Here is a 20,634-nt window from a genome sequence, read left to right as displayed (position 1 = left end):
AGTCATCAAGTGATGTTGATGACTCTATTCATCAATATCATCAAAAAATACGTTAACATCGACGCCAAGTATTTCTGCGAGATCTTTTAGCATCTCATCGGTTATTCGAATCATTCCAGCTTCAGCCTTCGCCAGCTTACTCCTTGTCATCTCAATTCCTTTTAAGCTACACATACGATCAACGTCTTGTTGAGATAAGTGCTTACTCAACCGGACATATCGAATTTTCCGACCGGTTATGTTTTTAAATGTTGTTTTGCTCATAAATGATACTGCACCTGTTGCGGTGCAATTAAGATATAAGTAATATAGTGCATCGTGTGCACCCATATGGGTGCTTGTTGTATTGATTAGGAGAGTGAGGCTGTGAAAAATATTGTGTTCATATTCTGCACTACCATCTTGATAGGGTGCAGTGATAATAAAGCAAGCGAAGTTGGTCCTGTACCTCCAACAGAGAGCGCTGTCGATGTATGTGAAAACCAAGGTTGTACATTGGATACGCCGATTAGCACTGTAAGCTTAACGGTCTCTAGTGCGCCTATCATTCTGACGACTAATGCGTCTATTACTTTGGAGTAATCAATGAAATCAATGTTAATACCCACCTTACTATTAAGTGTCGTTGCTTGGTCTAGTCAAGCTAGCGTTGTGTTGAAATCAAGTGACGCTGGAACACTATTAGTTAACGAACAAGAAGTAGGCATTAAGCAACACGTTTATGATGCAAACGATACTTTGCTTTCCAATCTTACTATCTTGAGTCAAGACGGTTCAGAAATGAGCGCAATAGTTTCTTTCAATGGGCTTGCTGGTTTATTTCAAATCAGAGCTTACGGTTATCATCAAAGCTCCGGTCCAGGTTATGGTGCGAGCTATATAGTTGATGCGTCTTGCGATGTTATAGGTATTCAGGAAGGCAGTTTTTTAGACCTTGGTTATATCGCCTATAAAGATTCAAATGATGAGGGTGCGTTATATACAGCTAGCCTCATCGAGAAAGCACCTGTGAGTGGGTATGTGGGTTACCCTCTATCACCAGAGACCGATTGCAGCGGTAATGAACCACTCAGTGGTTTAAGAGTCACGCCAGATTCTAACTTGTCATTACAACTGAATGATTTCTTTGATGGGTTAGCTTTTCCACTGAAGATTAAATAGTCGTACCCGAGTTCGGTCAAACAACTGATTTGGTTATAGAGTCTAAATGATTAAAGATAAGGAATTAGTGAGTAATGAGTGGTAAGAAGTACACTGTTGATGAATTAGAAGGGAAAATATCTTTATTGATTAGTAGAAGAACTTCATTCGAAATAATAAGCACATCTGGGCAAATGACTGAAATTTGCTCAAAATTAGAAAAAGCCATAGAACAGCAAAATTTATCTTGTCGAATCTACACAAGAAACCGCTCGGTAGTAGCTGGAGGAATGGCTTGGACTGGAGCTGGGTTACTTTCTCTAGCAGCCATTGCAGCGCATAACCTAGCCACATTCAGCCCTGACTATGAAATAGGAAAAGCTGTAGTTGATAATAAAATCTACGTGGACTTTAAAAAATAAATTTCAAACGACCAAGGTGAATAATTATCAAAAAATCATAGATCTATATTACCTAGGTACATATCCCACCTTAATCGCCCGTATCGCTCTCATGCGCTGCGGGCTTTTTTGTGTCTGTCACTTAGGAGATAAACTTATGCCTACTCATTTACCCATTGCAACCTATGAGTTTCCTGCGCCTATTACGGCCTTGCAAGTACTCGAAAAAGCCGCCGATATCTTAGCCCAAAGCTTTGAAGTCGGTGATACCTATACCAAGCCCGATGAGGTCAAACAATATCTGAGCTGCAAGCTGGCGCATTATGAGCGTGAAGTCTTTGCCGTGATGTTTTTGGATAACCAACATCAATTGATTGAATTCGAAGAATTGTTCCATGGCACGGTCGATGCCGCCTCTATTTATCCACGTGAAGTGGTGAAAGCCGCACTTAAACACAATGCCTCAGCAGTCATTTTTTCACACAATCACCCGTCTAGTGTCGCTGAGCCATCTCAATCCGATAGGAAGATAACCCGCCGTCTCGTTGATGCTTTAGCCTTAATTGACGTTCGTGTACTGGACCACATTGTGATTGGCAAAGAAAGCGTGTCCTTTGCAGAGCGAGGGTGGCTATGAAAACGTTAATGGGACTTCAGCTCAATGTCCCCATGTCTTTGACTGAGTGTTTACACCGTTTGGTTGAACAGCTATCACTGCCTTGCAGGGCGCACCGCATCAGTCTTAACTTTCGTCACACACCGTATTACGCCACTCGAACGGGACCTAAGCCTGTAGAAGTGCGTTTAGAAAAAGTAGAAGGGAGTTGGCGCTTGGTGTTTCTCGCAAGCTTTGCTTACGCCAGTGAGGATAATGAGTGTGTGTCTCCTGAGTATTACTTTAACACCAAGTGTGGATGGTATTACCAAATGAATGGGGATGAAGATATTTTAACTCAAGCGGTTATCCAAACCACACTGGATGAGTGGTCTCGCCAATGGTGCCGAGATTATTTGAGTGGGCGCTTTGATGATATCTCGGCTCAAGGCATTCGCGCTAACTCCCTTTAACCCTGACTTCGAACAAAAAGGAGGCAAAATGTCGTATGACATTGTGTATGAACAATTGGCATTGAGAGTGCCAGAATCCATTGTAACCGAGCAACTGCGTCAATTCTTCACTGAGAGGCTAGGTATCAACACCGATGAGCTTAGCGAACATCAACGTCGGCAGCGCTTGTATGAACGTTACCAATGCTTATTGAGGAGTGATGACCTTATTATGCTTCACATGTTGATAGGTTGCAGCAATCTCTTTGACCCAGACTCGAATAAGCGGTGTCGTGATTGGCAGTTTTGCGGTATTGATACGCCTCATAACCTGCTTGTTAAATACGGCTGTGACTGGTCGGCGCAAGCGCAGTCGGGTGGATTAAAACTCAATGGACGTGATACCAAAGCCGAAGGGTGGATACGTGCTGTACGTCAGATATTAGACCTGGCTCGTGATTATCGAGTGATGCCGCATTGTCACCGCCTTTCGGTTTGGCTACGAGCGCCGAGAGAAGCAAATGAGCGGGATGCGTATGAAGTGCTGACTGCCCACCTACGGGACTTAAATGCAGTATGGCAAGACCGTGCACGTGGTGATGAAGAGGGTTTTGATGTCTCCATCACGCCAAGCTCTGCGTTTGAAATGTGGCTCTTTCAGCAGTTAGTGACTCGTTACCAAGGCAAGTGCTGGCTCAATGGCTCCGCACCGCCTTACCATGCAGTGAAAAAGCACGCTCTCTAACCCTTATAGTCACCTCGGTCAATGGCCGCTTTATTATGAGTCGTTCTGGCTCGAACTAAACCATTCTATTTTAAATTCCATTATCTTACTGCCTTTAGGAGGGTGCATTATGTCTAAACAACTGTTAATCCGAAGCCAAATAGGGTTTCTTACCACCAACATCAAAGCGTCATTGCTGCCTGTCTCAGAGGCACTGACACAATCTATTGTGACAACGCTAGCACACCAGCTTACGTTAGGTGATGAGCTTGCTGATTCACTAATTGATGCTGATGGTATTATCTTTAATTTTCGAGATGCCAGTTATAGCGCTGAGCAAGGTGGTTTTCATCCGGTTGAAATCTGTCTCAACAAACACAGTGATGGCGTATGGCATTACAGCTACATCACTGACTTTGCTTATATCGGTAATCACTACCCTGAATTAGAGCGAGGACTCGATTTTGATTTTAGCCGAGGTGAATGGTTTGCCCACCACCAGCAAGGTTGGGCACCCATTAAAGAGGACAGTGCCGCCAAAGAGTTGTATCAGCTTTGGGAGCATAACTTTCTGGCGTACATGGCGATGGACGCGTATGACCACATCACAGTGAGTCGCCAATGACAAAGCATCACCCATTTCCATCTATCTACCTTCAATAAGGCCATCTCTTTTCGAGGTGGCCTTTTTTATACCCACTCAACAAAACAAGGAGACACATATGTCTTGGTATCAAACCGTCGGTAAAGCGGTCGCAGCAACAGCAAGTGTTGCAGGTGTCATCACGGCTGCGCCTGTCTTTGGCGCCATCGGCACCATCAGTGCAGCCGGTTTTGCGGTGTCAACCGCGATTGGCACTTCAGCCGCTCTGATAGATAAAGCACTGGAAGAAGACAAGCCAGAGTTGCCTGACTATCCAACCCATGATCATCCGTTAATCACTCACGAGCGCTACGACGAGGAGTAAGTTCCATTCATTCTTAATGTTCACTCAAGCCACAGCCTAATCGGTTGTGGCTTTTTTTATTGTATAGGAGCACAGTCATGCCCCCATCCAATATTGAAGCAGTCTTCTTATTGTTAGCTCAGCTTCCAACTCGTTACCCCAAATCCTTAGAGAGTCTGTGTGATGTTTCAGACGTGCTTGGGATAGGGAAATCCCCCGATACGATTCGACGATGGTTAAACATCCTCGTGGATTTAGGTTACGCCGAAAAAACGCAGCAAGAGGGCAAAGACTGTTTTAAACGCGCCACACCACTGCCGTGGGTCACTGCGCAATACGACAGTCTAATGTTAACGCTCATCGCTCGTTACTTTACTTGCCTGTTACCGGAAAGTACCAAATTGCAATACCAAGCCTTGTTTGAGCAAAGTGAGATGAACGCCCAAGAGAGTGATACGTATCGGCAGTGGTTACGTTGCATTGAAGTGGATTTACCTACCGAACATACACGTTACTATTCATCACTCTCCGTCATTAAACTCGCTCTCATCCAGAATCAACCCCTTCGTTTTACCCTCATCGGGCAATGCCTTAATGCTGCTCCCACCAAGCTATGCCTAAGTCCCCATGGCTTGAACGTGTTCTACCTCGACAACCAACAACTCAAACAAACGCCAATGCTCAGCGTGTTGTCAGTTTCACCTCTATAACGAAAAAGGAATACCAATCATGGCAGAAAAAACCATTCAACCGCTCACCGTTTATGTTCATTGGTCAGAATCCAGAGTCTTTGATTCTGAGACTGAGTATGATTTTGCTGACTTTGAAGCCAAGGCATTAGACGTCGCCAAGACCAATCCATTAGGGGGATACGATAAAACCAAAGTGACCGTCACCTTTGATAATGACCACCAGCACGAATGTCGCTTAGATTTAGGCTGTGGTGGTAATGACCACGGTTTTGCGGAGCACTGTTTAAGTACGCTCAACTACTACCATATACACAAAGATGAAGCAGATAAGCGATGGCTGCATGATAAGCACCACCAGCAGCTCATCCGATTCATTAGGACGTACGCACTAGACTATACGCTCGTAGACCTTGGTCGTATGCAGATTAAGCAGGTCGAAGAGCAAGCTAAAGCGGAGGAGGCGGCGAAAGAAGTAGCCAAACAACAGGATCGGGAGAGAGCGTGGCGTGAGCACCAACAAGCGGAAGAGGCGTTTCAAAACGCTCTGGAAGTACCGATATGGGCTAAGGGCGTGATTGTTGCGACTCTCACCGACTATGATGCAGAAATCAGTGAGCCGTATGCAGGCGAGTTTCATACCAAAACGTTGAAGACCATCATACTTGCATGGTCGAAGCACAACAGGCATCTGTTTTCGGAAATGCGTAAAGCGAGTCTCAATCACCCCGAGACGGTATTTCTTAATGACAAAGAGAAAAGTGTGGAGCATCGAGAGCGGTTTTCAATGGGAGAAGGCTACTATCTGACCGACACCAAGTATCTACGCTATGGCTGGAAGATAAAGAAAATCAGCTTTTACCGAACAGAAAACAAAGCGCGATACGTGCCATTAGGTGAGCTGGCGATACCTGAATAAACAAAGAGAGGCGAACAATCCGCCTCTCTCAGGAGTACATTTTATTTTTTGTTAGCTACCTTTGCATCGCTTCTTGAAGCAAGACAATAAACGAAGCACAATCACCTAAATAATTAGGATAAGCTTCTGAGAGCTGCCCCATATTCTTCGTGGATATGAGTAGGGCATTGATCCCAGAATGACTACTGGTCACCTTTTCCGCAGCGTTATAAACAGAAATAGCCTTGCTGTAATCGCTGAACTCCTCACTGAAGATAAGCTTCAATGAGTTCTCATCAATGATTAACAAAACATGTTCGGTAGCATCATCGCAACAGGTCTCTATTTTTTCAGACAAGATCCTAAAAGTCTTAAGTCTACCTAGCGCATTAATCTCATCATTTAGCTCACGTAGTCGTATTGAACATTGATTTATCTCTTCTTTGCCTAACTCTATAGCGCCTTCGGCATCTGCAATATAGCGACTCATGATCGAGAGTAGTTCTTCCCATTTGATCTGTAGATCGTCCTTATCCTCGTTGGCACTATGAGAATGCGTTTTGATTTTTGTTCCTTCCACGATATCCACTATCTCGACAGTGGTAGCCCAAAGATGCTGAAGCCTAGTCCGCAATTGAGCTTCTATGTTAAAGCTCTTGCCACTCGTATGATCATATCGATAGATCACATGTAAGCTTCTGTAACCACAGTCATTTGGCTTAGGATTAGAAATATAATTATCAATATCTTTAATTCTCACTCGACCTACTTTCTCAACAGTACCTTGTAATTGAGATACTGCCTGCTCTAGTGAGAGTAAATCCGGGAATATCGCTCGGCACCCACCAATATCATTCATATTAGTGACACATGTTGCGTTCGCTGTGTGGCCGTCAAGTGATTTACGTTGAAGCTTATCGATGATAGTGTCTAAACGCTTCAACCGAGTGACAGGCTTAACATCGATACCAAGTTCACGACAACAACGCCCAACAAGATAGGCAATAGTATTGAGTGGCTTTTCATGAGCAGCGCGAAACTGTTGGATAGTCGTGGTGGCAGATTTTAGATCCCCTTCTTTTTTCCGAAGCCGTCTACCTGCTTTTTTCACTCCATTATTGGTATATGAAAAGTCTTCAGCAGCACTTTCATCGACAGTTCGTTCAAGGAAATCTTGAAAGTTCAGCTCGTAGTCGTCATGGAAGGTCTTGGAAGCTTGTTCAGCCGATAGTGTGTCGTCAATGAAGAAACTGACGACACTTTTTTCTTTATCACTCACAGACTGGTAGTACGTCCTGACTGTTTGATTTGCACGTAATGGGATTGGATCAAATGGTCTGGGATCACTTTTTGATGTGTGCCATCCCATACCTGATGCCATGGGCTACCATCTCGGTGTGTTAAGTCTACCAACTGTGGCCCACTTAAGTCGCCCAATTTAGACACAACATCCTTCACGATCGATTCGCTTTCAGCATCGAGAACGACATCGCCATGCTCAGTAATGACGTTTGAACCGTACGATTTAAAACGGAAATACACAGATGGCACAACTGGACCAAACTTCCATGCAAATACGTCATCAACCACTAGAGGACGTTGAAAATGCGCTAGAGATAAGCCGTGGCACACGTAAGTAAGTTTCTGTAGCTGCAAATTGGAGAAACATTTACCTTGCTCTTTCGCGTGCTTAAGCAAGCTCAATGCAACATCCACAGCGCTGTAGGTATGATAAGTTTTCATTTTATTTATCCAATTTCATCTAAAAGGTTTACATTTTTCAGCCGATGCAACAAAAATAGTGTAAACCATAGCTGTATTTTAAGACAGTGATTTTATTTGAAGTTTTAGATGCTCATTCGTAAAGATTAGCAACCAGTTCGGTAAGTTTACTCACCATATCATTGAAGCTAAGCGTTATATGACGTCGAAATCCTCTTCCTTGCGCGCTGTATAATAACAGCATCATGGCTGGTGAAATGATTTAAGCTTGAAAGTTTGGTGAATATCGGGCTATTCGTTAACTGGAGTTCATCGGCATAGACATTGAGTGCATTGAGTAACCAACCTCCAAGCGCAACGACACCACCGCCTTTAATTCCCACTAGCTCCATTCCAGCCCCCGCAGCCACCGAAGGAAATCCTGATATGTTGAGTCGCGACATTCGGGCTTTATTGCTTTCAATTCTCGTTACCTCATCCTTAAGCGCTCTCAATTTATGGAATCGCTCACTTTCATCCATATTGGCGAACTGGTTAACGATACTAGGTAAAGAGCGAATCAGGCTATTTGAAAGCGCAGAATCAAGTTCAAGAATATCCATATCGTTATCAATAGCGAATATCTCATGAAGTAACATACCCAATTCAGATTCATGAATCTGCTTCGAGTCAGTACGAACACCATTGTAAAACCCACTAATCACCTGACACGCTGATACTTCGGAATATTGTTCTCCGTCAAAAGGAAAGTGATGTGCATTCAAGCCTTGAGCATATTCATACGCCATAGCCGCTGTTGATAATTCAAGATAAATATCTCGCCCTCTCAGCTCAAAACCTTTAGCGGCAATGCTGGAGAGCCCAAGTCGATGCGTAGACACCGCCCCCTCCCTATTGACCATATATTCACCGTATTGCCACTGCTGTGAGAGTGTTTGAACGAGACTTTGTATTGAGGGGCTTTCAATACGAGAGCATTGATGAAGAAAGTGGTATTGCTCATCACTTGAAAAGGTTGTACCAATGATCCCTGATTTACCCTGGATACCTCGAATGGTTGAGGCCGCGAGCCGCCTTGAGAAAATGATAGAATTCGGATCAACCATAACGATATCAGACAGCAACTCTTGAGAATATCGTTCAAGGTTTTGTGGTGCAACAAACAACAACCGCCCACGAGCTACTAGCTCTCGAAACTCATGCTTACCCAACCGAAACATCTTATAAAAATATTCAGCGTCCTTATCAAGTGGTAGTGCAATGATGACCTGTTCATATAAAGTTAAGTAAACCCTCAAGTTTTGACGAGGGAAGACAGAGGCATCCACAAAGCAGCGAGACTTTTGCTCTTCAAACTTGGATAAAAGAAATGGACTTTTCTGGTCAAGCTCATCTCCACTAAAAACCGATTGTCGATTTTGAATCCAAAAGTCTTCATCCTCTTCATATCTCGTGAGCAAAGGCTTAGAAAACTGCTTTTGCATTAAGCCACTGGCTGTCAGTATTAAATTGTTGCGAGTATTAGGTTCGTGCTCAACTTTTCCCGGAAAGTCAGGCATTGTAAGGTCGACATGAAAAACAAAATCATAACCTTGATAGCCTAAAGCCTCACAAATTAGCTGCACCTCTTCTTGTTCACTACGAGTCAGCTCTGATTTGAAGGTCAGGTTAAACTCGTTTGTGTTGAATAGGAAATCCACATGAAATGGGTGATACTTTTTAGGAATATGCAACACGAACAAATTCATGGTTTCATCGATAGTCATGGGCTGCCCATGAGTGAGTGTTTTTTCTAGCTTGCTGCGCGACTCTATTAAACGAAACTCTTGCGCTATTTCACCCACAATCTTCGCTGGTGGTATACCAACGGTATGATACTTATCATAATGCTCCCTGAGTTCATTAAGAAGTGCATCATTGTTCTCCACATCCAATATAACCGCATACAGCTTCTCACCATCGGTAAAAAGCCCTTGATGAGAATACTGGTGGGTATCAAAACGAAATCGCTCATAATCATGTCTGATCGCATCCATAAGGGGGATACTGAAAGGAAATGCTTTAGCACTCATCCCATTTAATTCTCACTTAAGAATACATCAGTTTGCCCAAAGATAAACTCTTGAAGGTATTTATCAATGCGCATGTTCAGTTTGAACGGGGGGATCACCGAGCCTTCAAGACGCTCAAAGAAGACTTTTGCTTTAGTTCTATCGACCGTTGATTTCAGTGTATCAAAGCGACCAAAACGGTTAATGCTCTGCTCATTCACATCCCCGCCCATCAACTGGAGAAGTAAATCCCTATCTAAACCAAGAGCCTCAACAATAGCGGCTATTCGTAACTGTTCCTTCTGATTTTGATAGTCGTTGATGTAGTCTCTAAAAGTATGACCTTCAATTAACTGTGCATCTCCACGCTGCAAATCGTGCAGAAAGAGCTTGGCATACTTTTGTTCGCTTTGGCTCAGTGACGCAAATGACTTATGTAACTCATTGAGTGTAGTTTCAACGCTAGTAGAGTCTTGGTGCTGATTAAGCTCTTTTAGATATTTATCAAAGCGACTATTCATGTAGTCGGCATCGATTTTACCCGTGTCTATTTCAGTTAGATAACCACTGATATCAAAAGGGACATCACCACCTGAACCTTCACCATTGCCGTCCCCTTTGCCAGCAAGCTCTTTATAACGCTGAACTAAACTCATGTAAGTGAGTTCATCGACAGCCAGAGTGACCTCGCGCTCAACACCATTCTCGCCTTCTAATGAGTCAGTGTAGGTAGACTGCTCCCAATTCAGACCTTGTACTTTGGCAGCTTCTAGGTGCTTGTTAAAGGTATTAAATAATTCGGTGAACTTAGCACAGAGCTCTACGTCGTCTGGCAGCGTTTCAAAATTTTCAATACCAGCACTAGCGAACAGCTCAGAGATATCCGCTGACACCCCATTCATAAGTTCAATGTTACTTGCCAACCTATCAACAAACAGCCCAATAGGTTTGTCGCCGGAGTAGAGTTTGACAGCATCATTAATGTGCTGCTCCATGGTATGTGGATAGCGATAATAACGAACAATGCCATGAGGTTTGTCGGGACCAAACAAACGATTAGTACGCGAGAAAGCCTGAATAATATTCTGGTACTTAATCACTTTATCTAAGTACAAAGTATTCAACCACTTGGAATCAAAGCCAGTCAGCATTTGATCGACCACGATTAGTAGGTCTAGCTGCTTTGAAGGCTCTTTGTGAATATTCTTGTATTGCTCTTTATGGGCAAGCCGCGCGGCGATATCTTTTTTAAAGGCCGAATGGCGGGCAAAATCAAACTCTAGGCCATAGCGGGCGTTATAATCGGCCATAATCTCTTCTAGACCATCACCTTTAAATGTAGGGCCACGGTCACCACTACCATCGTTCTCAATGTTAGGGTCAAATAGGGCCGATATTTTTAGTTCAGGTTTTTCTGCTTTTAAACGGCGATAATAATCAATCGCTTCAGCGATACTATTCGTGGCTAAAATGGCGTGAAATTTACTGCCTTGGCTCAGTACATCCCATTTATCCAAGATGTCAGCGACGACTTTTTCTTGGTGAGCCTCCGTCAAATATTGGCTTTTAGGAACATAGTCTTCAATACCTTTATGATATTTACCTGCGGCGTCTTTATAACCCGCCATCGGCACATCATTCATAAAGTGATTAAACTTTTTCTTTTTGGCAGGCTCTGCCATCGCATCCGTAACCGAGTTGGCCTTGGCTTGTTGTAAGGCGATCTCTTGTCTTAGTTCGCCGTCCTTGAAGGTAGACACTTTGTAAGGGTCAAAACCCAACACGTTTCCATCACGGATACCATCGGCAATGCTATAGCGGTGCAACTCGTTACCAAACACGTCAGTAGTCGTATTACTATTGACTTGGTTTTCTTCATGAATGGGCGTGCCCGTAAAACCAAAGAAGAGGGCTTTAGGGAAGGTTTTTTTCACCCTGACCAACATACCATCTTTATTTTCTTCGCCTGCACTCATCGTCGAGCGGTGTGCCTCGTCGATAATAAAGACCAAGCGCTTAGATCGAATTTTTTCAATATCAGCCGAGTTTGTTGCTACTCCCTCATCACCCGCTTCTTCAAAGATATTGCTCATTTTTTGAATGGAACTAACAATCAAAGTATCAGCAGGTTTAGTGCTCTTTAGTTTGGTCACCAGTACATGGGTATTCTCAGTGGCTTGTACCACTTCTCCATCACTGGCAAACCCTTGATATTCGATTAGAGACTGAGTACCAAGCTCGATACGGTCCATTAAGAAAATTACTTTATCGGCGTCTTTTGATTGAGCAATCAACTGCGCTGACTTAAAGCTGGTCATGGTTTTACCAGAGCCTGTGGTATGCCATACATAACCACCTAGTCTGTCTTTATTGTTTACACCACCTAACTGCTTCCAATTGGTTTTAGCTACTCGATCCGATATCGCATTCGCAGCGTAATACTGATAGCTACGCATGACTTTAAGGACCCCATCGGTATCATCAGCGACGGTATAAAAACCTATCAACTGATGTGCCATCGGGATAGATAGCAACGTAGAGGCAATATCCTTCCAGTGGTTCACAGGCTCGTTATTATAATCGGCCCAACTGAATTGATAGTCAGGGTTAAACTTGCCATCTAGTCCGGGGTTAGCAAAGTATTTAGCCTCATCAGGCTCCATGGCAACAAAGACTTGGATGAGCGAAAAAAGGCCGCTAAAAATACCTTCTTTAGAGTACTTTTCAATTTGGTTGACCGCTTGACTGACCGGAATTCCACTGCGCTTTAGTTCAATATGAATAACGGGCATACCGTTTATTAGCAACAGTACATCGCCACGACGATCGTTACGTAACGGGCTACCTCGTTCGAACTTGGGTTGCTGCACAATTTGGTAACGGCTTTGACCCGCTGCGATCTCTTGGCGATCATAAATTTTCAAACTGACTTCTTTGCCATAGTGCAGCGAGTCATTAGGATTGTCTCGTTTAATCGCGACCGTTTTACCATTAATTAAACCGTTGAGTTTGAGCGGCGTTTTCAACTCTTTGATCTGCTCAATAATCTGCTGCATTTCAGTGGTAGTCAGCGGCACATCGTTTAAGCGATCTTGTTGGCGATTGTTTTCAAACAAAATGTCTGCCCAGTTTTGCAGTAACTCGGCCTCAGTTTTGTTTTTGAGTATTTCTGGCTCCCACCCTTTTTGGGTGAGAACCTCAATAAAAGCCTGCTCAAATTGCGCTTCAGTTTTAAAAATGGTCATGGTCATTCCTTAAACAAACATTTTGCTCAAGCAAGCCTGCTTGATGTTAGTGAGCTTGGTGATCTGTTGTTGGTGTTGGTTGATCAGCGTATCAAGTTTTTGGAAGTAGTTACCGATAGCTGTTTGTTCTTCTTTCTTAGGCATTGCAAACAATAAAGCATCTAAGTCGCTATTTCTTATGTGAACAACAGATTTACCCTGTGCTTTACTAGCTAACTCCTTCTGAGGATATCCGTTGGATATCACCAAAGCTAAAAATACGGGATTGATTTTATCGTTTGGATAAATGATATTCAGGTCACCACCGAGAATTACGCCTGATTCACAAACGGCTGATGCTCTAGCTATATCCTCAGGAGATTCACCAGAGGCTGGTACTATGACTTCGTTACCAACACTTTTAAGGGATTTAGATTTTTCTATTGCGAAGGTATCAACCTGAGAAATTACGGTTTGATAATTTGTATACAGTCGGCCATATAAAATTATTGGTGTTCCAGACTCAGATAAATCACTCTTTGAATAGCCTTGGCCTTTGGTGAATCTCGCATATCCTCCTAGAGTAACTTCCTCCCACTCCCCACTAAACCCCTTAAAACGGATTTCCGGAACGGTTTCGCCTTGCTTGGGGAACATTTTTTCCAGCATGGCTTTTTTGATGTTACTAAGCTTGTCATGCTTTTGTTGATGCTGGTTAATTAGGCCATCGAGCTTTTGGAATGTATTGCCTATTTTGGTTTGTTCTGGCCTGCTAGGTAACGACAACCGAATTCGCTGTAATGATTCTTGATTGATATTTGAATTAGCAGAGCTGGTAGAACTTGCAAGTATTTGTTTTCTACACTTGGTAGTTGAATACGCAAACCGATTAAAACTCACATCCATTTCGATACTTGGTCGAAAGCGAATGATAAACCCAGAAAAAGTTGTATTTATCATAGATCTAGATACCACAGCGGCTTCGCCGACCCCTTCAGGTTTTACCGAAGAGCGAATAAATAAAACATCCCCTTCATCTAGGTTATAGTCTTTTCTTTGATTTTCTGTGCTGAAAGCAAGACCTAAATTTTTACAACTAACTTCATTTTTCCCGAAAACATCCTGCAAATTAACGAATGGATACCCATGCCCCATAGCAGATTTGTCAAAATTCATTCCGTTTTTTAGAGTTCCAATCCCTCCTAGGCTTCTCTCCTCCCACTCCCCATTAAACCCTTTAAAACGGATTTCTGGTACATTCTTATCCACAGTCATCTTATTCGCCTTTCAATAAGCTAGTCAGTTCGGCTAAACCCTGCATATCAAATTCGTTACCAGTGAGCCCGTCCATCATTTCCGCTAATTCATCTTCGGTGGTTTTGATGTCACTCGCGACTTGCGAATAAGTTACAGCGTATTTATCCGCAAGGGCTTGTACCTTATTAGTAAGCTGGGTAATCAAACTGCTTGGCATTGCAGCGAGCTCGTTGCTCAATGGTGTGATCCATTTTAGATGCAGCAGGTGATTCACTTGCTCGTCGCTTAATCCCTCAATGGTGGTCTTGGTTTTAAGATGCAGTTTAGTTGCTGCCTCTTTCACTGCTTTTTTTAGAGCCTTTTCTTCGTTGATAAGTTTGTTAGCACGAATAATTTTGGCCTTGTAGCTTTCTTCATGTACAAGACTGTCTTCTGTGAACTTAACGTTACTGTCTTTCTGCTCTTTCAAAAACGCCTTAGCTGCTTTTGCTACTTCAGCATTGACAAAGGCATCTTTGCTTTCTTTGACCGTAGCAAGCTCTTTATCATCTTCACTTAGCGATTCTAAAATATCTTCAAGTGAACTTGAGATTTCAGCCAAACGATTCTCTTGTTTAGCCAGTGCTGCTAGATCGTCGCTTAGGTGAGTTTTTTGCACTAAATCAAAAGGCAAAATGTGACCTTTCCATGGAGTCGCTTTGTCTTGTACTTCCGTATCTTTACCGTTTGTCTTTTTGATAACGATATTTGGGTCAACTTGCTTAGTCGCGTCAAAACCTTCAGTTTGCATCATTTCTAAATCGGCGCTAATGATTTGCCATTGGTTGTTTAGAAGCTGATAGGCTTGATATTTGTCGATTAAAGCAATAGGACTTAGGCGGTTAAAAAGTTCAACACTTAGTGAAGCCTCTTGTTGATTGCGTTTAACCCCTTCCCAACCTTTAATGAGTTTGGTATTTAAGTCGTCATCAAACCCTGCAAAAGCCTGTTCATAACCCGCTATAAACTCTACCACCTGTGGATGACGGCTAATATTTGTATTGACTGAGTCTTTAGCAATAGCCAGCTCACTGTACGCAGAAGATTTAGCCGTAAACAAAGAACCACGTAGCTGTGGTAAAGCAAGCCAGTATGCATTGAGTTCATCTATCTCACTGTTAGGGATGCCGCCTAACATGGTGGCGTGTAAATCCCAGCTTTCAGCCGCCGCTGAAGAGTCCACATAGCGTGGTATGTTTAAGTTGTAGCCATTGCTGCGCAAAGTTTCTTTACTCACGACTTGTGAGAATTTATCGATACTTTCACGATTGATAACAACATCAACAATACGTTTAATATCACTCGCTTGTAGCTTGTTGTTTTTGCCTTCTTTAATAAAGTGCTTAGACGCATCAACAACCAAGACATCGGTATTCTGGCGCTTTTGCTTCAGTACTAAAATCACGGTTGGAATACCCGTACCAAAGAAGATATTACCCGGCAAACCAATAATGGCATCGATGTGGTTCTGCTCAATAAGCTGCTTGCGGATCTCCCCCTCTTCACCACCACGGAACAACACCCCGTGAGGTAATACAATGGTCATAATACCATCGGGCTTTAGGTGATAGAGATCGTGCAATAGAAAGGCAAAATCGGCTTTAGTTTTTGGAGCTAGACCAAAACGCGAATAACGAGGATCGCTATCTTTATAGCTAGGGTCCCATTGCTGTGAATACGGCGGGTTAGAGACAACGGCATCCACGTATAAAGCATCGTAAGTGCCTTGTGGGTCGTTCTCATCAAAGTATGGCCAATCGTCTTCTAGAGTATCGCCATTGCGGGTTTTAATATTGCTGGCTTTAATACCACGCATGATCAGATTCATACGGGTAAGGTTATAGGTGTTCGCTTTTAACTCTTGGGCATAATAGGTAATGCTGTCTTTGTTTTTAGCGTACTTTTCAACAGCCTCACCGATATTGATAAGGAGTGAGCCAGAGCCAGACGTTGGGTCGTAAATCTCAATGGTGTCTTTATTTTTTAGTTCATGAGCAATGATGTGCGACATGAGAACCGAGACCTCATGAGGCGTATAAAACTCTCCGGCTTTTTTACCCGCATTAGCCGCAAACTTTTCAATCAAGTACTCGTAGATGTAACCCAGAACGTCATAGCCTTGCTGACCGTTCATAGGGATACTTTTGATTAAATGCAGCAAGTCGCTGATAGCTTTAGTTCGCTTACCCGCACTTTCGCCAAGTTTGCTTAACCCTGTTTCTAGGGTAGTAAAGATGCCTTCAAACAACTTTTTGTAAGTAGGGGAAATCAAACGACTAAAAGCAGAAAGCGCATCACGCACGTTTGACTCGTCAAAGTCGGACGTTGGAGCAACCCACGTTGAAAACAGATTTTCGTAAGCAATAAAATAGCCAAGGTTATCTTGAATGTACTTGACTGTTTCAGCATCTTCTTCTGTTAGCGCTTTGATTTCATCAGACGTCATCCCTTCTTTGGTGACAAACTGCACCTGTTGATCGCTGAGGTACTTATAAAAGATGAAACCTAAGATGTAGTCTTTGTATTCGTTTGCTTCGATCTTTGAACGCATCTGGTTCGCTGATTCCCAGATTTTTGCCGCTAATTGTTGCTTATTCATATTCTGCTCAATTCATTTCAACTATTGACCGACATGGTGAAAACAGTCGGCACATGTTCTTAATATTGTGTTTTGGGACTCAGTTAAACCTGAGCTTCTCGCTCTTGTATCTACGCTTTGAGAGCTTCACTCTTAAACGCCAAAATCCACCGACTTTGAAGCCGATGAGAGCCTATCTTCGCTCGCCAATTCTACTGATGGTTTTTATGGTGAGAGAATATTGGAAAATTGTCTGGTAGACAATGATGCTTGTGAAGGTTGTCTCTGTCAGTCGATGATTTTATCAAATGGATAAATCTGAAACGGAGGGAGCGACTCACTATCGGGACTGCGTGTCTAAACAGATATTCGAGATATGTCGAAGCAAAACCGTATTCATGGTTCAAATCAGTTCCGAATGCTTTAACTGTTTAGTTCCAAATGCCTACTAAATCATGCTCATTAGCATAAGAGTCATTCATCCTTGAGAGCACAACCAGTAATCGCAGAAACAGAGGTAACAAAAGCAATGAGGATCTGTTCATCAGAAAGGGGGCTAAAAATAGGGAAATCCGTAGCATTGCCTGCTGGGCCTGCGCCTAATTCAGAAATACGAACCACATTTAAGTAGCGCCCCTCTGGCGTATTGGCCCAATCTCTTTCGAGCTCTCTGCGCTGAACCCAAGCTCGCTTATAGCCACCAGCCGCTTGTTGCCATTCGATATACAATTGACCTTTGCCATCTTTTTTAATTTGCATGAAATGCCTCTATCGTTTGTTACTACTCATCAAGAATCTTTAAAACAAGGTTTACCTTTCTCGTCATACCAACGTTTCTATTCTGCGATAATTGCTTCTGATAAGCCTTCTATTCCTAGCATGGTTGGGGGGCGTGATTAAGTCATCTTCCACTTGTTGAGATTCGTGTACCACTAGGTGGTTGAGCTCAACGGTTTTATAACTCAAAGTCAGTCCTAGTGAATGATTTAAATCTGGTGCTTAATACTAACCCAGCACTGGCTTTTTCATCTATGATAAAAATATCAAACCCATTGAATAGATATCACGTTTTTCGCGATAGGCTTTTTCTTCCTAAGGCAACAAATACACGATAAGGTTATTGTATTTAGCATCGGGTTAAAGGTGAAATAAGGAAAGGACTACGTTGTGGTAGAGTACCTAAACGCACTCAAATACAGTTTTTTGCTTCAAGGACGTTTGACACGGCGAGGGTTTTGGCGTTTTTTGTTTATCCATACTGCCATCACCTTACTATTAGCGTACGGCGTTGCTGTCCACTGGTTGAGTGACATGACTCTTTTAAGTTATACCGTAATGACCTTACCTGCTACCTGCTACCTTCTCATCTTCCTGTCGGCGTCTTCATGATTCTGGTTATTCTTTGAGGTGGGTGATGATTGGATTCATTCCTATACTTGGAACATTCTTCTTGCTTTATGGTCTGTTAAAACAAGGACAACCTTATCACAATCGCTTTGGGCCCAACCCTAGAGTGTGGAAAGATAACTGACATCGCTTGTCTCGTAAGGAGCATCATGACTAAGAACACGAAAACCAAAAAATACGTAGAAAGCAATCCCACACTGAAACGTGTCAAAGGGGATGTTGCTGCCCATCAAGCACGTAAAAAAATTGAACAGTGGAAAGAGCAACGAGAATTTGATAAACAGTTCGAGCTTTAAATCAAATATAACCTAAGGAAAATACATCAAATGAATAAAACGCAACTGACAGAGCTCATCTCCGCTCAAGCAGATATCACCAAAAAGCAAGCGAGTGAAGCTCTGGACGCTATCACTCAAGGGATTACACAATCCTTAGCACAAGGTGAAGAAGTCGCTCTTATTGGCTTTGGGACATTTAAAATCACTGAGCGCGGTGCACGTACAGGACGCAACCCAAGCACAGGTGAAACCATTCAAATTGCCGCCAGCAAATCGCCAAGCTTTAAAGCTGGCAAAGCATTGAAAGATGCCTGCAATTCATAATTGTAAACCTATCATGTGGAAGGTGTTTGCTTTCTGCATGATTCACTTTTACTGAGCATAACACTATGAATAATATTGAACTGTATGACTTTGCTATCGCCTTGCTCGCAAAACGGGATTACCCTTCGGGTGAGTTAAGACGACGCTTAAAACGTGAGGCGAGCAATGAGGAAAGTGTGGAGGGCGTGATGGAGCGATTGTTGTCACATCATTACGTAGATGACCATCGCCTGATTGAACGAGAGCTCAATAAGCAAATCAATAAAGGTTATGGTCCTAACCGGATAAAGCAAGAGCTCAGACAAAAGGGACTCGACTCCCTTTTGGTTGAACAAGCCATCGAAGACTTAGATGTGGATTGGTTTGAGTTGTGTTTGAAAGTAAAAGAAAAAAAGTTTGCCGATGATGCTCCGCAAGATGCAAAAGAAAAGGCCAAGGTTGTGCGTTATTTACAGTACCGAGGCCATTCCATGAACGTGATTATGGATGTGTTAAATGGATAGCGTCGTAATCAAAGCCGAGGTGTAACTCCAATTTTTCCAATCCTGCCTTGGTTGAACTCTTTATCTTTGATAGATTGTTCATCTTCACCCCTTCATCCAGAGGTTGTATTAATGCATAAACGAATATCGACACTTTTCTCTATATTGACACGTAAATCTGATGCAAGAGTATCGCCAGCAGAAGACGAGCTATTGAACATTGTCGCTCGTGATATCGTTGTGATTAAGTTTATGGTGACAGGTCTGTATCTGTGGTTATTAGCTGAACACTTGCTTTTCCCTTTGATGGAAGCGTTTGGAACTAATCCGTATTAATCATTTATAAAAAGCTAAAGCAGCAAAGCTAGTTTCGCCAACTCATTAGTCAGACGTGCCCGAACTCAAGTCTAAACACCAAAACAATCAACGTTATTGTCTCAATCAAATTGTCGCCCCTTGCTTCTTCGTTGTTCGCAACACAACTCGATTGCGATGCCGTCTAACAGAAATACCTCAGAAACGGACTCCTTGCTGAACTACTCCGTAGCCGTGTCTTCATCTTGTTGGTAAATCAAGTGCTTGTATTTATCATTTAACTTTTTGATTTCGACTATTTCAATTTCAGGGAAAGTCGACTGTAGATGAGAAAGTAACGTTGTTTTTTGATCAAGCGTCGAAGTAAAAACAGTCCCTATATAGTCAAGTGTTTCTCGCTTAGGGCTTCCAAATGACAGCACCGAGTCATGAGTTAGATTAAACACGACACTGCGATCATCTATAAGCACATAAGACTTATAAACGGTTGGTTTAAAATTGGTCATCCCAAATGACATCAGTGCAAATGCCCCCGCACCCACTAAGGCTAACGGGCCAAGTAACAAAACCGCAATAATACACACCGCAATCCCCACCCAAGCAAAGCCGCGCACGATTTTATACGCCACCTCTGGGATCATATCTTGCTCTGTGTAATGAATACCCAATGAGGTTAAGTGATAACAGCGATGCTTATCCGGGAAAAAAAGGTATCTAGATACAAAAGTCATTATTAAACTAAATGAGGAAAACAACCAAAAGCCGGGTTGATGAATTGCATCGTCTTCTACGATTAATAAGAATAAGGGAAACAGCGACCCAGCCAATATCGCCACTCCCCACCGCCATAGATACTCGTATTTTCCGCCCCATCCTTTGTGCACCCAAGAGTAGGCTATCTCAGCGTTATAAAGTTGTTCTTTAAGGGACTCGATGTCTTGTTTACTATTCATTCGTCGATTCTCACTTCAATAAGACGAGTGCCAAATTCTTTTGGCGCAGGCTCTACGGTTAAATCACCTTGTTTTTTACCTGACGCTATATAGCCCAGTTGTTGATGTTTTGAGGCTTGCCAGTTAAACGGCATGCTAACCAGTACCGTGATGGTATC

At 42.8% G+C, this 20,634-nt stretch carries 24 protein-coding genes; 15 read left to right on the top strand and 9 right to left on the bottom strand.

The window, feature by feature from the left end; all coding sequences use genetic code 11:
* Positions 1 to 24 precede the first annotated feature (24 nt).
* Positions 25 to 264 carry a helix-turn-helix domain-containing protein gene (locus QTN94_RS07440; RefSeq protein WP_331427327.1) on the bottom strand — a complete coding sequence of 80 codons (240 nt, stop codon included), beginning with the start codon at positions 262 to 264 and terminating at the stop codon, positions 25 to 27.
* Between the two features lie 102 nt (positions 265 to 366).
* Between QTN94_RS07440 and QTN94_RS07435 the strand changes: the two genes are divergently transcribed.
* The 10 genes from QTN94_RS07435 to QTN94_RS07390 all read left to right on the top strand — a co-directional run bounded on the left by QTN94_RS07435 (position 367) and on the right by QTN94_RS07390 (position 5,867).
* Positions 367 to 582 carry a hypothetical protein gene (locus tag QTN94_RS07435; protein WP_331427326.1) on the top strand — a complete coding sequence of 72 codons (216 nt, stop codon included), beginning with the start codon at positions 367 to 369 and terminating at the stop codon, positions 580 to 582.
* 3 nt (positions 583 to 585) lie between these two features.
* A complete protein-coding gene (locus QTN94_RS07430) occupies positions 586 to 1,161 on the top strand; it encodes a hypothetical protein (protein WP_331427325.1) in 576 nt (191 codons plus the stop codon).
* Positions 1,162 to 1,235: 74 nt separating this feature from the next.
* On the top strand, positions 1,236 to 1,562 hold the full coding sequence (locus tag QTN94_RS07425; protein ID WP_331427324.1) for a hypothetical protein: 327 nt from the start codon (positions 1,236 to 1,238) through the stop codon (positions 1,560 to 1,562).
* 136 nt (positions 1,563 to 1,698) lie between these two features.
* A complete protein-coding gene (gene radC / locus QTN94_RS07420; protein ID WP_331427323.1) occupies positions 1,699 to 2,178 on the top strand; it encodes a RadC family protein in 480 nt (159 codons plus the stop codon).
* On the top strand, positions 2,175 to 2,609 hold the full coding sequence (locus QTN94_RS07415; RefSeq protein WP_331427322.1) for a DUF2787 family protein: 435 nt from the start codon (positions 2,175 to 2,177) through the stop codon (positions 2,607 to 2,609). Before radC ends, QTN94_RS07415 begins: the two co-directional genes overlap by 4 nt.
* A gap of 28 nt (positions 2,610 to 2,637) precedes the next feature.
* Entirely contained in the window at positions 2,638 to 3,333 is a 696-nt protein-coding gene (locus QTN94_RS07410) for a hypothetical protein (RefSeq protein WP_331427321.1), read from the top strand.
* A 109-nt stretch (positions 3,334 to 3,442) separates the two neighbouring features.
* A complete protein-coding gene (locus QTN94_RS07405; RefSeq protein ID WP_331427320.1) occupies positions 3,443 to 3,937 on the top strand; it encodes a DUF2787 domain-containing protein in 495 nt (164 codons plus the stop codon).
* 97 nt (positions 3,938 to 4,034) lie between these two features.
* Positions 4,035 to 4,280 carry a hypothetical protein gene (locus QTN94_RS07400; protein ID WP_265689504.1) on the top strand — a complete coding sequence of 82 codons (246 nt, stop codon included), beginning with the start codon at positions 4,035 to 4,037 and terminating at the stop codon, positions 4,278 to 4,280.
* Positions 4,281 to 4,357: 77 nt separating this feature from the next.
* Positions 4,358 to 4,969: a hypothetical protein gene (locus tag QTN94_RS07395; RefSeq protein ID WP_331427319.1), complete on the top strand. Its 612-nt coding sequence runs from the start codon at positions 4,358 to 4,360 to the stop codon at positions 4,967 to 4,969.
* Positions 4,970 to 4,988: 19 nt separating this feature from the next.
* Positions 4,989 to 5,867, top strand: coding sequence for an LPD25 domain-containing protein (locus QTN94_RS07390; protein WP_331427318.1), 879 nt, complete (start codon positions 4,989 to 4,991; stop codon positions 5,865 to 5,867).
* A gap of 55 nt (positions 5,868 to 5,922) precedes the next feature.
* Here the strand turns inward: QTN94_RS07390 and QTN94_RS07385 are convergent, their stop codons facing one another.
* The 7 genes from QTN94_RS07385 to QTN94_RS07355 all read right to left on the bottom strand — a co-directional run bounded on the left by QTN94_RS07385 (position 5,923) and on the right by QTN94_RS07355 (position 17,476).
* Positions 5,923 to 7,125 (bottom strand): RelA/SpoT domain-containing protein, encoded by a 1,203-nt coding sequence (locus QTN94_RS07385; protein WP_331427317.1) that lies wholly within the window; start codon positions 7,123 to 7,125, stop codon positions 5,923 to 5,925.
* Positions 7,122 to 7,589, bottom strand: coding sequence for a Panacea domain-containing protein (locus tag QTN94_RS07380; RefSeq protein ID WP_331427316.1), 468 nt, complete (start codon positions 7,587 to 7,589; stop codon positions 7,122 to 7,124). The genes QTN94_RS07385 and QTN94_RS07380 overlap by 4 nt, the downstream gene beginning before the upstream one ends.
* 167 nt (positions 7,590 to 7,756) lie before the next feature.
* Complete coding sequence (locus QTN94_RS07375) at positions 7,757 to 9,640, bottom strand: hypothetical protein (RefSeq protein WP_331427315.1); 1,884 nt, start codon at positions 9,638 to 9,640, stop codon at positions 7,757 to 7,759.
* Positions 9,641 to 9,645: 5 nt separating this feature from the next.
* On the bottom strand, positions 9,646 to 12,864 hold the full coding sequence (locus QTN94_RS07370; protein WP_331427314.1) for a type I restriction endonuclease subunit R, EcoR124 family: 3,219 nt from the start codon (positions 12,862 to 12,864) through the stop codon (positions 9,646 to 9,648).
* A 9-nt stretch (positions 12,865 to 12,873) separates the two neighbouring features.
* On the bottom strand, positions 12,874 to 14,118 hold the full coding sequence (locus QTN94_RS07365) for a restriction endonuclease subunit S (protein ID WP_331427313.1): 1,245 nt from the start codon (positions 14,116 to 14,118) through the stop codon (positions 12,874 to 12,876).
* Position 14,119: 1 nt separating this feature from the next.
* On the bottom strand, positions 14,120 to 16,738 hold the full coding sequence (locus QTN94_RS07360; protein ID WP_331427312.1) for a type I restriction-modification system subunit M: 2,619 nt from the start codon (positions 16,736 to 16,738) through the stop codon (positions 14,120 to 14,122).
* 453 nt (positions 16,739 to 17,191) lie between these two features.
* Positions 17,192 to 17,476, bottom strand: coding sequence for a hypothetical protein (locus QTN94_RS07355; RefSeq protein WP_331427311.1), 285 nt, complete (start codon positions 17,474 to 17,476; stop codon positions 17,192 to 17,194).
* A 586-nt stretch (positions 17,477 to 18,062) separates the two neighbouring features.
* Between QTN94_RS07355 and QTN94_RS20645 the strand changes: the two genes are divergently transcribed.
* From QTN94_RS20645 to QTN94_RS07335, 5 genes are all read left to right on the top strand, one after another.
* Positions 18,063 to 18,248: a DUF805 domain-containing protein gene (locus QTN94_RS20645; protein WP_443088784.1), complete on the top strand. Its 186-nt coding sequence runs from the start codon at positions 18,063 to 18,065 to the stop codon at positions 18,246 to 18,248.
* 25 nt (positions 18,249 to 18,273) lie between these two features.
* Positions 18,274 to 18,420: a hypothetical protein gene (locus tag QTN94_RS07350; protein WP_265689289.1), complete on the top strand. Its 147-nt coding sequence runs from the start codon at positions 18,274 to 18,276 to the stop codon at positions 18,418 to 18,420.
* A gap of 30 nt (positions 18,421 to 18,450) precedes the next feature.
* A complete protein-coding gene (locus QTN94_RS07345) occupies positions 18,451 to 18,726 on the top strand; it encodes an HU family DNA-binding protein (RefSeq protein ID WP_331427310.1) in 276 nt (91 codons plus the stop codon).
* Positions 18,727 to 18,791: 65 nt separating this feature from the next.
* A complete protein-coding gene (locus tag QTN94_RS07340; RefSeq protein WP_331427309.1) occupies positions 18,792 to 19,229 on the top strand; it encodes a regulatory protein RecX in 438 nt (145 codons plus the stop codon).
* A 111-nt stretch (positions 19,230 to 19,340) separates the two neighbouring features.
* Positions 19,341 to 19,544 (top strand): hypothetical protein, encoded by a 204-nt coding sequence (locus tag QTN94_RS07335; protein WP_331427308.1) that lies wholly within the window; start codon positions 19,341 to 19,343, stop codon positions 19,542 to 19,544.
* A gap of 200 nt (positions 19,545 to 19,744) precedes the next feature.
* Here the strand turns inward: QTN94_RS07335 and QTN94_RS07330 are convergent, their stop codons facing one another.
* Complete coding sequence (locus QTN94_RS07330) at positions 19,745 to 20,476, bottom strand: hypothetical protein (RefSeq protein WP_331427307.1); 732 nt, start codon at positions 20,474 to 20,476, stop codon at positions 19,745 to 19,747.
* Positions 20,477 to 20,634: the final 158 nt, after the last annotated feature.

The organism is Vibrio sp. M250220, from assembly GCF_036533795.1.
GTDB lineage: Bacteria > Pseudomonadota > Gammaproteobacteria > Enterobacterales > Vibrionaceae > Vibrio.
This window is presented reverse-complemented; position numbering and strand designations above follow the sequence as displayed.